13 protein-coding genes are annotated in these 16,434 nt (G+C 64.4%); 2 read left to right on the top strand and 11 right to left on the bottom strand.

What is annotated here, in order from left to right:
• The first annotated feature begins 18 nt into the window (after positions 1–18).
• Positions 19–1,359: a zinc-ribbon domain-containing protein gene (locus GM415_RS00545; RefSeq protein ID WP_158945737.1), complete on the top strand. Its 1,341-nt coding sequence runs from the start codon at positions 19–21 to the stop codon at positions 1,357–1,359.
• Here the strand turns inward: GM415_RS00545 and GM415_RS00540 are convergent.
• From GM415_RS00540 to GM415_RS00530, 3 genes are read right to left on the bottom strand one after another with little or no spacing between them, the layout of a single operon-like run.
• Entirely contained in the window at positions 1,340–1,978 is a 639-nt protein-coding gene (locus tag GM415_RS00540) for an ABC transporter ATP-binding protein (RefSeq protein ID WP_158945735.1), read from the bottom strand. The two genes, GM415_RS00545 and GM415_RS00540, sit on opposite strands and share 20 nt — an antisense overlap.
• On the bottom strand, positions 1,972–3,513 hold the full coding sequence (locus GM415_RS00535; protein WP_158945733.1) for an ABC transporter permease subunit: 1,542 nt from the start codon (positions 3,511–3,513) through the stop codon (positions 1,972–1,974). The genes GM415_RS00540 and GM415_RS00535 overlap by 7 nt, the downstream gene beginning before the upstream one ends.
• Positions 3,514–3,525: 12 nt before the next feature.
• Positions 3,526–4,545: an extracellular solute-binding protein gene (locus tag GM415_RS00530; protein WP_158945731.1), complete on the bottom strand. Its 1,020-nt coding sequence runs from the start codon at positions 4,543–4,545 to the stop codon at positions 3,526–3,528.
• Positions 4,546–4,670: 125 nt separating this feature from the next.
• Between GM415_RS00530 and GM415_RS00525 the strand changes: the two genes are divergently transcribed.
• The gene (locus GM415_RS00525) at positions 4,671–5,153 is read left to right on the top strand and encodes a DUF2569 family protein (protein WP_158945729.1); all 483 of its coding nucleotides are present in this window, start codon (positions 4,671–4,673) and stop codon (positions 5,151–5,153) included.
• A 13-nt stretch (positions 5,154–5,166) separates the two neighbouring features.
• Here the strand turns inward: GM415_RS00525 and GM415_RS00520 are convergent, their stop codons facing one another.
• From GM415_RS00520 to GM415_RS00485, 8 genes are all read right to left on the bottom strand, one after another.
• Entirely contained in the window at positions 5,167–6,450 is a 1,284-nt protein-coding gene (locus GM415_RS00520; RefSeq protein WP_158945728.1) for an ankyrin repeat domain-containing protein, read from the bottom strand.
• Between the two features lie 248 nt (positions 6,451–6,698).
• The gene (gene speB, locus GM415_RS00515; RefSeq protein WP_158945726.1) at positions 6,699–7,553 is read right to left on the bottom strand and encodes an agmatinase; all 855 of its coding nucleotides are present in this window, start codon (positions 7,551–7,553) and stop codon (positions 6,699–6,701) included.
• A gap of 11 nt (positions 7,554–7,564) precedes the next feature.
• Entirely contained in the window at positions 7,565–8,734 is a 1,170-nt protein-coding gene (gene nspC, locus GM415_RS00510; RefSeq protein ID WP_158945724.1) for a carboxynorspermidine decarboxylase, read from the bottom strand.
• Positions 8,734–9,924, bottom strand: coding sequence for a saccharopine dehydrogenase family protein (locus GM415_RS00505; protein ID WP_158945722.1), 1,191 nt, complete (start codon positions 9,922–9,924; stop codon positions 8,734–8,736). The genes nspC and GM415_RS00505 overlap by 1 nt, the downstream gene beginning before the upstream one ends.
• Positions 9,925–9,969: 45 nt before the next feature.
• Positions 9,970–11,883: a biosynthetic arginine decarboxylase gene (gene speA, locus GM415_RS00500; protein WP_158945720.1), complete on the bottom strand. Its 1,914-nt coding sequence runs from the start codon at positions 11,881–11,883 to the stop codon at positions 9,970–9,972.
• 229 nt (positions 11,884–12,112) lie between these two features.
• On the bottom strand, positions 12,113–13,714 hold the full coding sequence (locus GM415_RS00495) for an N-acyl-D-amino-acid deacylase family protein (RefSeq protein ID WP_158945718.1): 1,602 nt from the start codon (positions 13,712–13,714) through the stop codon (positions 12,113–12,115).
• Between the two features lie 40 nt (positions 13,715–13,754).
• Positions 13,755–14,948, bottom strand: a complete 1,194-nt coding sequence (locus GM415_RS00490; RefSeq protein ID WP_158945716.1) for a YgeY family selenium metabolism-linked hydrolase — start codon at positions 14,946–14,948, stop codon at positions 13,755–13,757.
• Between the two features lies 1 nt (position 14,949).
• On the bottom strand, positions 14,950–16,425 hold the full coding sequence (locus GM415_RS00485) for a pyridoxal-phosphate dependent enzyme (RefSeq protein WP_158945714.1): 1,476 nt from the start codon (positions 16,423–16,425) through the stop codon (positions 14,950–14,952).
• Positions 16,426–16,434 lie beyond the last annotated feature (9 nt).

Raw genomic sequence — 16,434 nt, 5'->3', positions numbered from 1 at the left:
TGTTGCAAGGAGGCGGATATGGCGGCTGATAAATTCTGTTCCCGGTGTGGCTCTGCTCTGGAGCCCGGCGACAAGTTTTGCGCGTCCTGCGGGGCTCCCGTTGAGGCTGTAGCGCCGCCACCGCCGGAGCCGGAGCCGGAAGCTCCGGCCCCTTCGCCCCCTGCGTCAGAGCCGGAACCTGTTCCAGAGCCTGAGCAAGCGGTCGAGCCTGAACCTGCTGCTGAACCTCCCCAGGAACCGGAGCCCGAACCGCAATCGCCACCGCCACCGCCGCCCCTCGACGCGGACGGAGCCGGAAAGAAACGCTCGGGCGGCGGCAAATCCAAGGGACGAAAATGGTTTCTCCGCATCGCCGTGCTGATCGTGGTTTTGGGGCTCGGCGCGGCCTATTGGTTCGTGGTTGTGGAGCCCGCCCTTGCGGAACGGGAGGAGATGCTGCTTTACCTGAATCGGGTCGAGGGGCTCGCCTTTTCCCCGGACGGCGGGCGGCTGGCCGTGGGCACCGACATGGGCGACATGGGCATCCTGGACCTGACCGGCGGGCAATTCCTGACCGTGTTCCCCTCCACCCATCCCGCAGGCGGCTTCCAGTCCGTGGCATGGGGAGACAAGGGGATGATGGCCTGCGGCTATCGGGATGGCTCCCGGGGCATCATCGAATTGTGGCGGCTGAAAGGCCAGGGCATAACGCGGGAGAAGCTCAAGGCGCTTTCCTGGAAACCCAAGTCCAATGACCGGCTTCAGGAGGTGGCTTCCTTTCTCGGCTTCACGCCCAACGGGAAATACTTGGTGGTTTTTGACGCCACGGACAACATGGTTCGCGTCTGGAACGCCTCGGGGAAGTACGGCGCGCACAAGCCCAATCCCATCGCAATCGGGACGGAAGTCAAGGCCACATCCCTGGACATCGGCGGTTACCGAATCCTGGCAGCCGTGACCCGGAAGGGGTCGGTGCTGCTCTGGGGTAAGAATAAATTCAAGCCCAAGTCGGGCACGGCGCTCGTCCGCCGCTCCGGTGACAACTGGACCGGGGCGAGCAATGTGGTGGTCGCCCCGGACGGCTCCTGGCTGGCCTACGACACTCCCACCTACGGAGACGAGTGGAACCGCTCGCTGATCTTCCATCCGGTCAAGGGCGGCAGCGAGCGGGTGGTGGCACTGAACGAGTTCGGCAACAAGCTGCGCAGCGCGTGCGTCAGCCCGGACGGAAAGCTGGTCGCGGTCTCTTTTGACAACCGTGTCCGGGTGCTGGATGCCGCCACCGGCAATGCAGTGTATACCGGCGAGGTTGTCTTCCGCACGGCTGGTTCGCCATTGGACTACATCATCCAGGCGACGTTCAGGCTGATTGATCTATAGGAGAGTCTTCAAGCCTGCCCTGCCGCATGATCAGAACCGGCGCATCCCATAGGGCGGCCTCTTCCCGGTCGTGGGTGACGCAGAGAACGGTGGCCCCGATTTCATGGGCAAAGGCGCGGGTGACGCCGAGCAGCGCGAGTGCGGCCTCTCGGTCCAGGTTGGTGAAGGGTTCGTCCAGGAGCAGCAGTTTGGGCCGGACCGCCAGGGCGCGGGCCAGAGCCACCCGCCGTGCCTGTCCTCCTGACAGAGTGCCGGGGCAGAGGTCGAGCATGTCGTTCACGCCCAAGGCTGTCAGCAGGTCCAAGTCCGGTTGCCTTTGGTTCTCAAGACCGAAAGCGATGTTTTCCTCCACTGTCATGTGCGGCCACAGGGCCGATTCCTGAAACACGAAACCGATGTTCCGTTTCCATGGTGGAAGACCGGCGGCGTCCCTTTCGCCAAGAAAGACGCTGCCTTGGTCCGGGGATTCCAACCCGGCTATGATCCGCAGCAGGGTGGTCTTGCCGCAGCCGGACGGACCGAACAGGATCCGGCGCTCTCCCGGGGGAATATTCAGGGAGACGCCTTCCACTGCGGCGGTGGCGCCGAAGCGTTTGCTTACGTCCGTCAGGTTCAGCATGAAGGCCTCCTCCCGATTTTGTCCCCAAAGGCCATCCGCTGGGCGAAGAGCATTCCTCCCAGCACCAGCCCGAGGGTGGCCAGGCAGAGTCCGGCCACGGCGTCGAATGTCCCGGCATGCAGGTAGTTGTAGATCTTCATGGTCACCGTGCCCCGGCCCGGCGGACAGACCATCAGGGTCGCGCCCAGTTCGCCCAGGGCCAGGGCGAAGACCAGGAGTAGAGCGGCGGCCAGGCCCGGAGCCAGCAGGGGAAGAAAGATCTTCCGGGCAAAGCGGCTTTCGTTTCCCGCGAAGACCAGGCCCGCCTCCAACCGGTCCTCGGGAAGGTGCGACAGGGCGGCGGCCAGGATCAGAGCGGCGGCGGGCATGAATCGGCAGGCCGAGGCAAGGGCCGGGAGCAGGTCGCTCCCCATGAGCGGGGTGCCGCGAAACAGGGCAATGAGCCCGGCTCCCGTCAACGGAGCGGGGATGGCCAGCGCCACCAGGGGCAGAAGCCAGCGGAGGCTGCCGCCTCGTTGCATGACGCGGGCGTAGCCGAGGGCCGGGAGCAGGGCCAGGAGTGCGGCGGCTGCGGACACGGCCAGGGAGTAAACCAGCTCGCCCAATGAGCCGAGCACGGTGGAGCCACCCGTCGTCCCCTTTGACAGCCCCAGGACCAGCACCGTCAGGGGGACGGCGGCTTGGACAAGGGCGATGGCCGAGCCCAGGAGGCGGAGCGGTCGCCACGCTACCGGCCAAGGGGGAAGAAACGCTCCCTCCGTCTTTCGGGATGGGGCGAGCAGGACCTTGCGCAGCCCCCGGTGGGTGGCGGCCAGGACCGCTCCCGACGGCACGAGCAGGGCCAGCGAGAGCGCCAGAGGGCGGGCTGCCTGTCCGCTGGCGCTGAATTCGGCGAATATCTCCATTGCGTAAGTATTTACCTGGAACAGGGACGGGATGCCGTAGTCCACCAGAGAGAGGACAAAGGCGAGGCCGACTCCGGCCAGCAGCATGGGCGTGGCCTGGGGCAGGACTATGGAGCGCCAGACCGCTCCGGGTTCGGCCATGGTCAGGCCCGTCTCAATGCCGGCGCGGTCGAGATGGGCCAGGGCCAGGGCCGCCAGGCCCGCGCCGAGCGGCAGCAGATGCATGGTCTGGACCCATGCTGCGGCGGGCAGGCCGTTTGCCAGGGGTAGGCCGAAAAGGGAGGCTGTCCAGTGGAAGAGGCGGGACCAGGCCAGGGAATGGATGTGTGGCGGGACCAGAAACAGGGCCGGGAAGAGGAGCTTGAGACGTGTCGGGAGCCTGCCCGGCGTGAGCATGGCGATGCCGGTGAGCGCGCCCAGAAGCGTGGTCAGGGCGGCGGTGAGCGCGGCCAGGGAGAGGCTGTTCAGGAGCAGGGCTCCCTTGCGGCCCGTGGGCAGCGACAGTCTAAGTGTCTCGATCAGGGAATCGCCGTCGAGGGCCGAGGCGAACATCGGGGCGAGGACCAGGAGCAGGAAGCAGGCTGCGCCAGCGCGCGTTATCCTGGTGGCTGTTGGTGATGCGTACCCCATGGCGTCCATCCGTTATTGCAGGAAGATCCGCCTGAGATCTTCGTGCGACGTTTTCATCTGGCGCAGGGTGTCCTCGAAGGTGACGTCCATGGTTTTGATGCCCTCCCATCTGCCCGGAGTCGGATTGCCGTGGGCGCTGAGCTGGCTGAAGCCGGACCTGATGAGCATGGCTTCGGCCTTGGTCCCTACGAGGTAATCGATGAGCCAGCGTCCCTGTTCCGTGTTGGGGCCGCCTTTGATCAGGCCGACGGTATACGGTATGACCAGGGTGCCCAGACCGTTTTGGTCAGGGAGGATTATCTTGACGGGAGCGCCCCGTTTTACGGCCCCGTATGCGTCGTCCGTGTCGGTCAGGCCCCAGGCCATGCGGCCGTCGGCCACCATGTCGCGGACCTCGGAGTTGCCGTTGACCACGAGCACTCCCTTGTCGCGAAGGCGGGAGAAGAATTCTTCGGCCCTATCCGGTCCCCAGATGGCATAGAGCGCGGCGGCGTGGGTGGCCGTGGTGCCGAACAGGGGCATGGCGATGCCCATGGTCTTTGGGTCGGTGCCCGGGGCGAGGAAATCCTCCAGGCCCGAGGGCATGCTGCCTTTGTCGAGCCTGTCGGTGTTGGCGATGATCACCCGCGCTCGCCCTCCGGCCCCGTGCCAGTATCCGTCGGGGTCGCGGTAGGTGTTGGAGAGCGAACGGGTCGCGGGACAGTCGTAGGACGCGAGCACGCCGCGTTCCTTGAGCCGCATGGTCTGGACTATCTCGCCGTTCCAGAAGACGTCGGCAACTGGGGCCTCACGCTCCTGGATGAGCCGGTTTACCAGGCCCGTGACCTTGGCCGCCTCCACGTCGTATACCGCCTTGACCCTCACGCCGGTTTGCTTCTCGTACGCCACGAGGACCGGCTCGGCATGTTGGCGGTCCACGGAAACGTATACCACCACCTCGTCCTTGGGCGCGTCAGAGCAGCCGCCAAAGGCGAAGATCGCCGCAAGGCAGAGCGCAGGAATACAGAGGAGGGCGTATCGGAATACTGGCATATCTTCCCCCTAGCATGGAATCCCGAAGAACGGCAATCGCCTGAAGAATTGTCCCGATTCCGGCCAGTCTTGCCCGCACCTCCAGGGGGTGCTAGTCTGTGTCGGAATTTGCGAAAGGAGGGAGCATGGGCGAAAGCGGCTCACAGAATGAATTGGTACTATGCCACGGCAAGGATGGCTTGCCCAAGCTGGGTGGCTGGCTTTTGCTGCTCGCCGCCGGTCAGCTCCTGACCATCGGGGTGCGGGCCTGGGACATCTCAGGTCTGATGGAGACCATCCGCCACGTGGACCCCGCCGCCATGGACCTGGTGCTTCCCATCTTTCGTTTCGAGATCGGGGTGGCCGTCAGCCAGATAGTGCTCTCGGCGGGGCTGCTGTTCCTGCTGCTGACCAAGCGACGGCTGTTTGTCCGGGCCTACATAGTGGCGATGATCGCCATGCACCTGATGAATATCGTTGATCTGCTCTGGCTCCGCTCCATGGTTTATCTCATGTTCAACGAGATGGCCATGATGCTAGGCAGGATCGCGGCGGGCGTTGTCGCCTCCGGCCTGTGGATATGGTATCTGCTCGTGTCTCGTCGGGTGAAGTTGACCCTGATCCGTTGAGCCTTTTCAGCTGCTATTCCAACATCTGGTAGATGTAGCGGTGCCCCAGTTCGTAGGCCAGGTCCTTGGCCGTCTTGCCGCCGTTGTCCCGAAGGGTCTTGTCCGCGCCAGCCTTGAGCAGGGCCTTTGCCAGCCTGCCGTCGTTCCAGATCGTCACCGTTATGAGCGGCGTGGCGCCGGAATGGCCCCTCTCGTTCAGGTCGGCCCCGGCTTCGGCCAGGGCGGCCAGCACGGCGTCCAGGTCCGGCGCGTTGTCGATTTCCTCCTGCCCGGCTCCCGGGATGGAGGGCTGGAGCGGTCCCCGCTCGTGGGCGGCGGCCAGTGCGGTCATGAGCGGTGTGGCGTTGTCCCAACCCAGTTCTTCGGGATTCACTCCCTTTGCCGCGTAGAGCCTGATCAGGGCCGGGGCGTCGCGTTTGCTCACTGCGTAGTGCAGCAGGGTGCCGCCATCCTTGTCCCTTGCCATGGGGTCGGCACCGTATTGCAGCAGCAGGTTGGCCATGGGCTCGGTCTCGGTGACCATCAATGGCGTCAGTCCGCCGCCGGGCAGACGGTTGGGGTCAGCCCCCCTGTCCAGCAGCCGTTTGGCCTCTTCCAGGTCGTCCATGCCCAAGGCGAGCTGGAGCCGTCCCTGCAACTCCCCGGCTGTGGGAAACTCGCCCCGCCCGGCCACGTTGGGCTCCTTGTATCCCCTTTCCGTCTTGGCCGCTCCGAGTTCCTCCAGGGAGATGATGGACGAGGGACGTTCACTCTCTGGGAGCGGTTCCTTGCCCCGCAGCCTCGGGGTGATCGTATCGACTGATCCGGGCTTGATCCGGACTCGGCCGATGCCGTAGAGGAGCCGCTCGGGCTCCTCTCTGATAATTCTTTCCAGTTCCGGGGTCATGGTTGTCATGGAGGTGATGACTCCGCCGTTATCTCTGACCGTGACGAAGACTCGCCGATTGGCATGAGGATAGAAATAGATGTCGCCGCCGACCATCAGGTTGGCTTTTTGTTCCGCTGTTTCCACGGACTCGCAAATTCCGGTGAAGGGATCGGCCCCCTCGGCCCCCAGGAAAAATTCCGGCTTGAAAGTGACCGACTTTGTTGTGGCGCGTTTGCCGATGCGGAGGGTTCTGACCGCCGTGATGGTGGCGATGGCCTTGATGCGCGACTGCTGCGACGCCTTGGCATAGACCTCGGGCGGCATGATCGCGCCGGCCGGTGAGGTGGCGAGCAGGATGGTTGCGAAGGTTAGGAGCAGGGCGAGGGGAAACGGAGCATGGGGTGTGCATTTTCGGGTCTCAGTGCGCATTCTGTGGCCTCCTTTCGTTGCGTTGAATTGGGGGGAACCGTCGTTATCCTGACGGGTTGCCGGATCATGGTGAGCGGCTATCCAGTCGGGTCACCCCCTCTGTTGCAAACGGTATTCCGCCTTAGCCGCTACTTTCGCACATGACCTGGAGCGTGGCAATGCGTTCCGCAAAAACAAAGACCCGGCCCGGGCGAGCGCCCGGGTCGGGTAGGAAAGCAATGTAGGGGATGCCGTCCCTGATGGTACGGTTATTCCGTGACGGGGAGCAGGCCCATGAGGGTGTAGGCAAGCTGGGCCGCCGCAAAGTCCGAGGCGTGGTCGCCGGGGGCCGGGGCGAGTTCCACCACGTCCGCACCAATCAGCGTCCTGCCGTCAAGCACCCGCTCCAGCAGGGTCAGTGCATCCTGCCAGCCGATGCCGCCCGGGACGGGGGTGCCCGTGGCCCGGATGACCGAGGGGTCCAGGCCGTCCACGTCGAAGGTCACGTAGATCCGGTCCGGGAAATCCATGGGGAGGATCTTCTTGGGGATGCCGGAGAGGTGCAGGGCCCGGGCGTCCAGGTGGGGAATCTCACTTTCCTTGCGGAAGTCCGCCTCGTCGGCGCTCAGGGCGCGTACCCCTATCTGGAAGAGGGGCAGGCCGAGGTCTTCCACGGCCCGGCGCATGACGCAGGCGTGGCTGTAGGGCGAGCCTTCGTAGGTGTTGCGCAGGTCGGCGTGGGCGTCGATCTGGACCACGCCGAAGCGGTACCGCTGCTTCAGGGCCCGGAGCGCTCCCAGGGTGACGGTGTGCTCGCCGCCGAGGACCAGGGGCAGGGCGTCGCACTCCACGGCAAAGGCCACGGCGTCCTCAATGCGGTCCAGGACCTTGTGCACCGGGCCGTCGCAGTTGATCGGGGGCATGGTGTGGATGCCGAGTTCGGCGGGAATACCCTTGCCGTCCCACAGTTCCAGCTGGGTCGAGGCTCCGATGATCGCCTCAGGTCCCTTCGCCGTGCCGCCGCCATAGGAGACCGAAGCCTCCAGGGGTACGGGGATGACGTGGATGCCCGCCTCTTCGGGCGTGGCGTTACGGATTTCTCCGTCGAGAAAATGCGCGGCCATGGTTGATCTCCTTACGAGAGCCGGTTCTTGAAGTCCTCGTAGCCGAAGGAGCGGACAAGGGCGAGGGCGTTGGTTTCCGGGTTGTAGCGGTGAATGGACGGCAGGGGGATGCCGTTGAATGTGTTGTTCTTGACCATGGTATAGATGGCCATGTCCGTGAAAATGAGCTTGTCTCCCAACTTGAGAGGGCGGTCGAAGGAATACTCCCCGGCCACGTCTCCGGCCAGGCAGGAGGGGCCGCCGATGCGGCAGGTCCACGCCTTTTCCCCGGCCTTGCCCGAGCCGACGATGTGCGGCCGGTAGGGCATCTCGATGACGTCGGGCATGTGGCAGGGTACGGCCGAGTCCATGACCGCCAGGGGCATGTCCGCCTGGGTCACGTCCAGGACCGAGGCCACCAGGTAGCCCGCGTTGAGGGCCACGGCCTCGCCTGGCTCCAGGTAGACCTCCACGCCCCACTTCTTTTTGAAGCGGACGATCAGGTCCACCAGAAGGTCCACATCGTAGTCGGATCGGGTGATGTGGTGGCCGCCGCCGAAGTTGACGTAGCGCATGCGCGGCAGCACGTCGGCGAAGTTGGCCTCCACCGCCGCGATGGTCCGTTCCAGGCAGTCGGCGTCCTGCTCGCACAGGTTGTGCCAGTGCAGCCCGGTGACGCCGTCCAGGTTGTCCCTGTCGAAATGTGCGTTGCGCACGCCCAGGCGCGAGCCCGGTGAGCAGGGATCGTACAGCGGTACGGCCCCTTCCGAGTGCTCTGGGTTGATGCGCACGCCGAGTTCGATCTCGCGTCCGTGTTTCGCGGCCAGCTCCCGCACCAGGGGCCGGAACCGGTCCAGCTGGGCAAAGGAGTTGAACACGATGTGCCCGCTGGTTTCGCACAGGTCGCGGATGTCCGCCTCGGAGTATCCGGCGGCGAAGGTGTGGACCTCGCGCCCGAACTCCTCGTGGCCCAGCCGCGCCTCATGGGGCGAGCTGGCGCAGACGCCGTCCAGGGTCTCGGCCAGCATGGGGAAGACCGCGTGCATGGCGAAGCACTTGAGAGCGAGCAGGATCTTGCACCCGGCCCGCTCGCGCACCGAGGCGAGCACGGCCAGGTTGTCCCGCAGCAGCCCCTCGTCCACCACGTAGGCGGGCGTTGGGACCGCTTCGGGATCGAAACGGTATTCCAGGGCGCCGTTCATTACAGTTCCACTTCGTGCCAGGGCAGGCCGTGCTTGTTCAGGGCTTCCATGAACGGGTCGGGGTCGAACTGCTCCATGTGGAAGACGCCCTTGCCGGACCACTTGCCGGTGAGCAGCATCATGGCCCCGATCATGGCCGGGACGCCGGTGGTGTAGGATATGGCCTGGGAGCCGACCTCTTCGTAGGCGTCTTCGTGGCTGCATATGTTGTAGACGTAGAGCTTCTTCTCCTTGCCGTCCTTGATGCCGGTCATGACGTTGCCGATGCAGGTCCGGCCCTTGGTCAGCGGACCGAGGGACCCCGGCTCGGGCAGCACGGCCTTGAGAAACTGGAGGGGCTGGATTTGCTGCCCCTTGTAGTCGATGGGCTCGATGGAGGTCATGCCGATGCCCTCAAGCACGCGCAGGTGAGTGAGGTACTGGTCGCCGAAGGTCATCCAGAAGCGGGCGCGCTTCAGGCCCTTGATGTGCATGACCAGAGACTCCAGCTCCTCATGGTACATGAGGTAGCACTTCTTGTGTCCGATGCCCTCGGGGAACTCGTAGTCCATGGACCAGGACAGCGGATCGGTCTCCACCCACTCTCCGCGTTCCCAGTAGCGGCCGCGCTGGGTGATCTCCCGGATGTTGATCTCCGGGTTGAAGTTGGTGGCGAAAGCCTGGCCGTGGTCGCCCGCGTTGCAGTCGATGATGTCCAGGACGTGGATTTCGTCGAAATGGTGCTTCATGGCGTGGGCCGCGAACACGTTGGTCACGCCCGGGTCGAAGCCGGAGCCCAGCAGGGCCGTGAGCCCGGCCTGCTCGAAGCGCTCGCGGTAGGCCCACTGCCACTTGTATTCGAACTTGGCCTCTTCCGGCGGTTCGTAGTTGGCGGTGTCCATGTAGTTGACCCCGGCCTCCAGGCAGGCGTCCATGAGCGGCAGGTCCTGGTAAGGCAGGGCCAGGTTGACCAACAGGTCGGGTTTGATCTGCTTGAGCAGGGTCACGGTTTCGGCCACGTTATCCGCGTCCACCTGATAGGTGGACACGTCCACGCCGGTACGTTCCTTCACGGACGCGGCGATGGCGTCGCATTTGGACTTGGTCCGGCTGGCCAGATGGATTTCGGAGAAGACTTCGGGAACCTGGGCGCACTTGTGCACCGCCACGCTGCCGACACCGCCGGCGCCGATGATCAGAACCTTGGACATGGTAGTACCCTCACAGGCGGCCCTCCACCAGGGAGAGCGGTAAGTTTATCTTTCGAAGTAGGTGTAGCCCTGCAGCCCGTTCTTGTAGGCCTGGAGCGTTTCCTTTCGCTGGACCGGAGTGATCCGGCCTTCCCGCACGGCGTTCTCCGCTGTCTCGCGGAAACGATTGAAGAGCATCCGGGTGTCGTACTCCACGTAGGAGAGGATGTCCTCCACCGTATCGCCTTCCAATTCGCCGACAAAGTCGAACCCGCCGCCTTCGCGAATCCTGATGGTGACCACGTTGGTGTCGCCGAGCAGGTTGTGCAGGTCGCCGAGGGTCTCCTGGTACGCGCCCACGAGGAAGGCCCCGAGGTAATATTCCTCGGAATCCTTGAGCTCGTGCAGGGGCATGGTCCGTTTGACGCCATGGCTGTCGATGAAGCGGTCGATCTTGCCGTCGCAGTCGCAGGTTATGTCCGCCAGCAGCCCCTCGCGGGTGGGCCGCTCCTCCAGCCGATGCACTGGCATGACCGGGAAGAGCTGTCCTATGGCCCAGGCGTCGGGGAGTGACTGGAACACGCTGAAGTTGCAGTAATAGATATCCGAAAGGGCCTGGGTGATGCCTTCCAGCTCGTGGGGCAGGCTGGGCAGGTCCTTGGCCAGCAAGGCGATGCGGTTGACGGTCTCCCAGAATACCCGGTCACCCAGGGCGCGTTCGCGGAACGACATGTTGCCCTGACTGAACGCCTGGCGGATCTCGTCGCGGTAGTACAGGGCGTCGTTGAAGCACTCCTGTATGTTGCGCAGGTTCAGGGTTTGCAGGGTCTCGAAGATGTGCCGGATGTGGATGTTGGTTTCTTCGGGCAGGGCATCCGGAAGGGGCTCCACCTCGAAGCGGGCCGATTCCAGCACGTTGAAGAGCAGCATGGAGTAGTAGGCCACCAGGGCGCGGCCAGACTCGGTGATGATGGTCGGGTGCTCCACTCCCTGCTCGTCGAGCACGGTCATGACGCCCTCGACCACATCCACGCAGTATTCGTCGGTGGTGTAGTTGCGGCTGCTCATGAAGTTGGTCTGGGTGCCGTCGTAGTCCACGGCCAGGCCGCCGCCCAGGTCGAGGTAGCGCATGCCCGCGCCCTCGTGGGTCAGGCCTGCGTAAACGCGGCTGGCCTCGGCCACGGCATTGCGGATCTCCCGAATGTTGGGGATCTGCGAGCCCAGGTGGTAGTGCAGCAGCTGCAGGCAGTCGAGCATCTCCGCGTCCTTGAGCGTGTCGATGACTTCGATGATCTGCGCGGCGTTGAGCCCGAAGATGGAGCGGTCGCCGCCGGACTCCGCCCAAAGGCCATTGGCCTGGGAGGAGAGCTTGACGCGCACGCCGAGGTTCGGCTTGATGCCGAGCTCTTTGGACCGGCTGATGATGGTCGGCAGCTCGCCGGGCATCTCGATGACCATGATGCACTTGAAGCCGAGCTGGGTGGCGTGCAGGCCGAGGTCGATGAACTCCTCGTCCTTGTAGCCATTGCAGACCAGCACCGCTTCGGTGTCCCGAAGCATGCCCATGGCCGCGATGAGCTCGGCCTTGCTGCCTGCTTCCAGTCCGTGATGGTAGGCCTTGCCGTGACGGGTCACGGCCTCCACCACCTGCTGTTGCTGATTGACTTTGATGGGGTACGCGCCGAGATAGGAGCCCTTGTAGTCAAGGCTCTCGATGGCGGACCGGAAATTGTCGTTGAGCAGGGAAATCTGGGTGTCGAGGATATTCTCGATGCGCAGGAGCACCGGCATGTCCAGGCCGCGCGCCTGGATGCCCTCGATCACTTCGGGTATGCTGACCGCGTGCTCGAAGGAGCCGGGCTTGGCGGTTACCTGAAGTTCGCCAGAATCGGAAACGCCGAAAAAGCCGGCTCCCCATTCACGAACGCCGTACAGTTCTCTGGACCGTTCAACGGTCCATCTCTCCAGGGTAGGGGTCACTCATACATCCTCCATCCAGGTAAGATTCCGGCATGATACCGGTACGGCGCGGAATCGGACAGGGCTCCGTCCGCGAACCGAATGCGGAAGTAGTTTTTCATAACCGCAAAGTCAATACGAATATGCACCTGAGTGGCAAAAAAAACCATACCCCTGAGGGCTTGGAAAAGCCTCACAGGGGTATTTTGTTGTATCTGCCTTTAATAATTGTATATAAAATTGAGTAAGTCTAGGCGAAAACTGGGCGTTCGAGCCCGAGTCTGAGCACTTTTCCGCACGGTGTTTCCGTGGTTTCCCTGCCGTGGACCACGCTCCCGTTGACCATGACCAGTTCGATGCCCGATGGGTGCCTCGCCGGGTTGGTGTAGGTCCCCTTGTCGCGCACGGTTTTCGGGTCAAAGATCACCACGTCGGCGAAGTTACCGGGCTTGAGAATGCCGCGTTTCTCGATGGCGAAGGTCTCGGCGGGCTTGCCGGTCATCTTGCGGACCGCCTCCTCCAGGGACATGACCTTCTCCTCCCGGACGTATTTGCCCAGGATGCGCGGAAAGGCCCCGAAGGTGCGCGGGTGGGGCGTGCCGCCCAGCAGGCCGTCGGTGCAGGCGTTCATCTCCGGGCGGGACATTATCGCCATGACGTGCTCCTCCAGGCCGTAGAAATCGACCATGCCAACGGCGTTCTCCTCCTGGAGCATTAGGTCCAGGGCGGCTTCCAGGCCGGGCTTGCCGCGCATGGCCCCGATCTCGGTCAGGGTTTTGCCGATGGTGTCCGCGTTGGCCTCGGTGCGCACGCTGGTGACGAAGATGCCGTCCAGCCCGGCAAAGGCCACGAAGTTGTCCCAGCCGTCAATGCCGTGCTTGATGTCGTGCAGCATCCGGGCGCGGGCTTCGGAGTCCGCAAGCCGCTCCAGGAGCCGCTCGGTGCCCCCGGCGTGGGCCCAGGGCGGGAGAATGGCCCCGAGCATGGTCGAGCCCGCCACGTAGGGGTACTGGTCGAAGGTGACCCGGAGTCCCTCTGCCGCCGCCTGATCCAGCAGCGCCATGACCGGCTCGAATTTGTCCGCGTTGTTCTTGCCGCAGACCTTGAAATGGGAAAAGTGAACGTGCACGCCGGTCTTGCGCCCGATGTCCAGGACTTCGGCCATGGACTCCAGGATGGTGTCGGCCTCGCTGCGCTGGTGGATGACCAGCGGACGGCCGTACTCGGCGGCCACGGTGCACAGGGCCTCCATTTCACGTTTGTCCGCGTAGGTGCACGGCGGATAGATGAGCCCGGTGGACAGGCCGAAGCCCCCAGCCTCGAACTCGCGGCGCAGGATGTCGCCCATGGTTTCGAGGTCCGCGTCCGAAGCCTTGCGGTCATCCAGTCCCATGGCCTCCATGCGCACGTTTCCGTGGGGCACGAGGTAGGCCATGTTGGTCCCGACGCCGCTTCGCTCCAGGGCATCCAGGTAGCCGCCGGTGGTGGCGTAGCGCCAGTCCAGGGTGTCGGACTCGCCTTCCAGCCCGGCCAGGTTCTTGCGCCAGGCCGGGATGTGCGCCTCTGGCAGCGGGGCCATGGATATGCCGTCCTGACCGAGGATCTCGGTGGTCACGCCCTGGCGGATTTTGGGCCAGATGAAGGGCTGTTCCATGACCACCAGGTCGGAGTGGCTGTGGGTGTCGATGAAGCCGGGGCAGACCACGTTCCCTCCGGCGTCGATGACCCGGGCGGCCTCGGCTCTGACGTCGCCCACGGCGATGATGAGTTCGCCCTCGATGAGGATGCTGCCGGGGTATGCGGGAGCGCCGGTGCCGTCGATGATCTGTGCGTTGTCTATGCGGATGCTCATGGGCGGAAGGCGCGCCCGGCGCGGGGCTGGGCGCGGCGGGTTAGTCTGTTTTCAGCAGGGCCTCGATGATGGCCTTGTAGCCGAGGGTGGCCTTTTCGAGCTGTTCGATTTCCACGTGCTCGTCGATGGTGTGGGCCAGATTTTCGCGCGAGGGGCCGTAGCCCAGGGTGCGGATGCCAGCTTCCCCGGCGTAGTGGCTGCCGTTGGTGCAGAAGGCGTAGTGGGATATCTCGGGGGTGAGCCCGGCCTGTTTCAGGCCGTCCAGCACGCCGCTGACAAAGGGCTCGTCCTCGCCGTAAAGCCAGCCCGGGAAGAAGCGTTCCCCGGCGATGTCCTTGCCGGTGTAGCAGGACTCCTTGCCCTTGGCGAAGTAAGCCTTGGCCTTGAAGTCAGGGTCGCTCTCCGACAGTTTGCCGATCATCTCGTTGATGGGAGCCAGCACGCTCTCCGGGGTCTCGCCCACCAGCAGGCGGCGGTCATAGGTGACGCGGCAGCCGCTGGGCACCACGGACGCGCCGGGGTAGGGGGTGGACTTGATGTCGGTGAGCACGCAGATCCCCTTGCCGAGCACGTCCTGCTCAGGCGCTTCGATGGTCTCGATGGCCCGTGTCAGGTCGTTCATCTTGTGTACGGCGTTGACGCCCTTTTCCGGGTTGGCCGAGTGGGCCGGGACCCCGAAGGTCTCGACCACGATTTCGGCCCGGCCGCGCTGGCCTATCTTGAGATTGAGCTCCGAGGCCTCGCCGATGACCACGAAGTCGGGCTTGATGGCGGCGGATATCTCGCGGGCGGCGATGCCCTCGAACATCTCCTCATGGACCACGCCCGCCACGCACACCTGCCCGGCGAAGTCGCGGCCCTTCTCGTCGGCGAACCAGGCCGCGGCACCGACCATGGCGGCCAGGGCGCCCTTCATGTCCGAGGTGCCGCGTCCGTAGATCTTGTTGCCCACGACGTCGCCGCCGAACGGGTCCTGGGACCAGACCGACGGGTCGGGCACGGGCACGGTGTCCATGTGGCCGTCGAGGAGAATGCAGGGACCGGGGCGGTTGCCGAGGATGCGGCCCACCACGTTGCCGTAGCGGTCCACGTCCACTCGGTCGAAGCCGTTGGCGTGCATGGCTGCGGACAGGGCCTTGGCCACATCGCCCTCGTCACCGGAGAGGCTGGGAATGGAGACCAGTTCCTGGCAGAGGGTGACGCTCAGGCGGGTGTATTCGGTCTTGTTGCCCATGCTACGCCTCCATTTCCTCGAGCAGGCCGGTGCGCCGGTTGAATTCGTTGATCAGCTCGTCCACCTTGGGGGCCAGCTTCTGGACGTTCTCCCAATAGGACTCGTCGTACCACTGGGCCTGGATGTCCTCGAAGGCCATGCCCTGCTGTTCGATCCAGGTGTAGTACTTGAGGTTGTGGATGCGCTTGCGGTCGTAGTAGCCGAGCTCCTGCATGTTGTCGACGGTGACGCTGTCCAGCACGGCGCGGGAGTAGGCCGCGTCGGTCACGGCGTATTCGCCGCGCTCGGCGGTCAGCTCGGCCAGACGGCTCTGATACATGCCCATGGAGTCCGTGGCCACGGACAGGACCACGTCGTCCTCGCCCAGCTCGTAGTATTTGGCGAACTTGATGGCCGAGACCATGTTGGCCACCGAGGAGATGCCGAGGAGGTGCAGGTTATCCGCGATCTCCGCCGGGACGCCGTTGTCCTTGAGGGCCTGGACGCCTGCAGGCTCGTTGAACAGGCGGATCAGGTTCATGGGCACCTCGTCGTCAACGGCGATGACCATGTCCGTGTTGCGGACGTTGTGTACCCAGGGCACGTGCTTGTCGCCGATGCCCTCGATGCGGTGGTCGCCGAAGCCGTTGTTGAGCAGAGTGGGGCACTGGAGCGCCTCGCAGGCACCGATCTTGACGCCGTGGAAGCGCTGCTTGAGGTAGTCGCCCGAGGCCAGGGTGCCTCCCGAGCCGGTGGAAAGGATCACGCCCTTGAAGCGCTTCTGCGCGTCTTCGGTGAGGCCGTTGACCAGTTCCTCCATGGCGCGGCCCGTGACCGTGTAGTGCCACAGGTAGTTGCCCATGTCGTCGAACTGGTTGAAGATCATGATGTCGTCGCCGGACTGGCGCAGCTCCCAGCATTTGTCGAAGATTTCCTTGACGTTGGACTCGGAACCAGGGGTCTTGATGACTTCGCCGGCCACGGCGGCGAGCCAGTCGAAACGCTCCTGGCTCATGCCCTCGGGCAGGATGGCGATGGACTCGCAGCCGAGCAGGTTGGAGTCGTAGGCGCCGCCCCGGCAGTAGTTGCCGGTGGAAGGCCAGACAGCCTTCTGGCTGGTGGGGTCGAACTGGCCGGTGACCAGGCGGGGAGCCAGGCAGCCGAAGGCCGCGCCTACCTTGTGCGCGCCGGTGGGGAACCACTTGCCCACCAGCATGACGATGCGCGCGGGCACACCGGTCAGGGAGGAGGGCAGCTCGATGTGGTTGACCCCGGCGTAGGCGCCGCCGGTTTCCTTGTCCTCGTTCTTCCAGGTGATGCGGAAGAGGTTGAGCGGGTCGAGGTCCCACAGGCCCAGGGAGCCGAGCTTCTCCTTGACGGCGGCGGGGATCTTCTCCGGGTCGCACATCTGCTCCAGGGTGGGGATGATGATATTTTTTTCGCGGGCGCATGCCACGGCCTTTTCCAGGCCCTGTTCGTTGATGGTCAGATCAAGCATGTCGGTTTG

The sequence above is a fragment of the Pseudodesulfovibrio cashew genome, from assembly GCF_009762795.1.
Taxonomy (GTDB): Bacteria; Desulfobacterota; Desulfovibrionia; order Desulfovibrionales; family Desulfovibrionaceae; genus Pseudodesulfovibrio; species Pseudodesulfovibrio cashew.
Note: the sequence above shows the minus strand (reverse complement) of the source record. Positions and strands in the feature narration are given on the sequence as shown.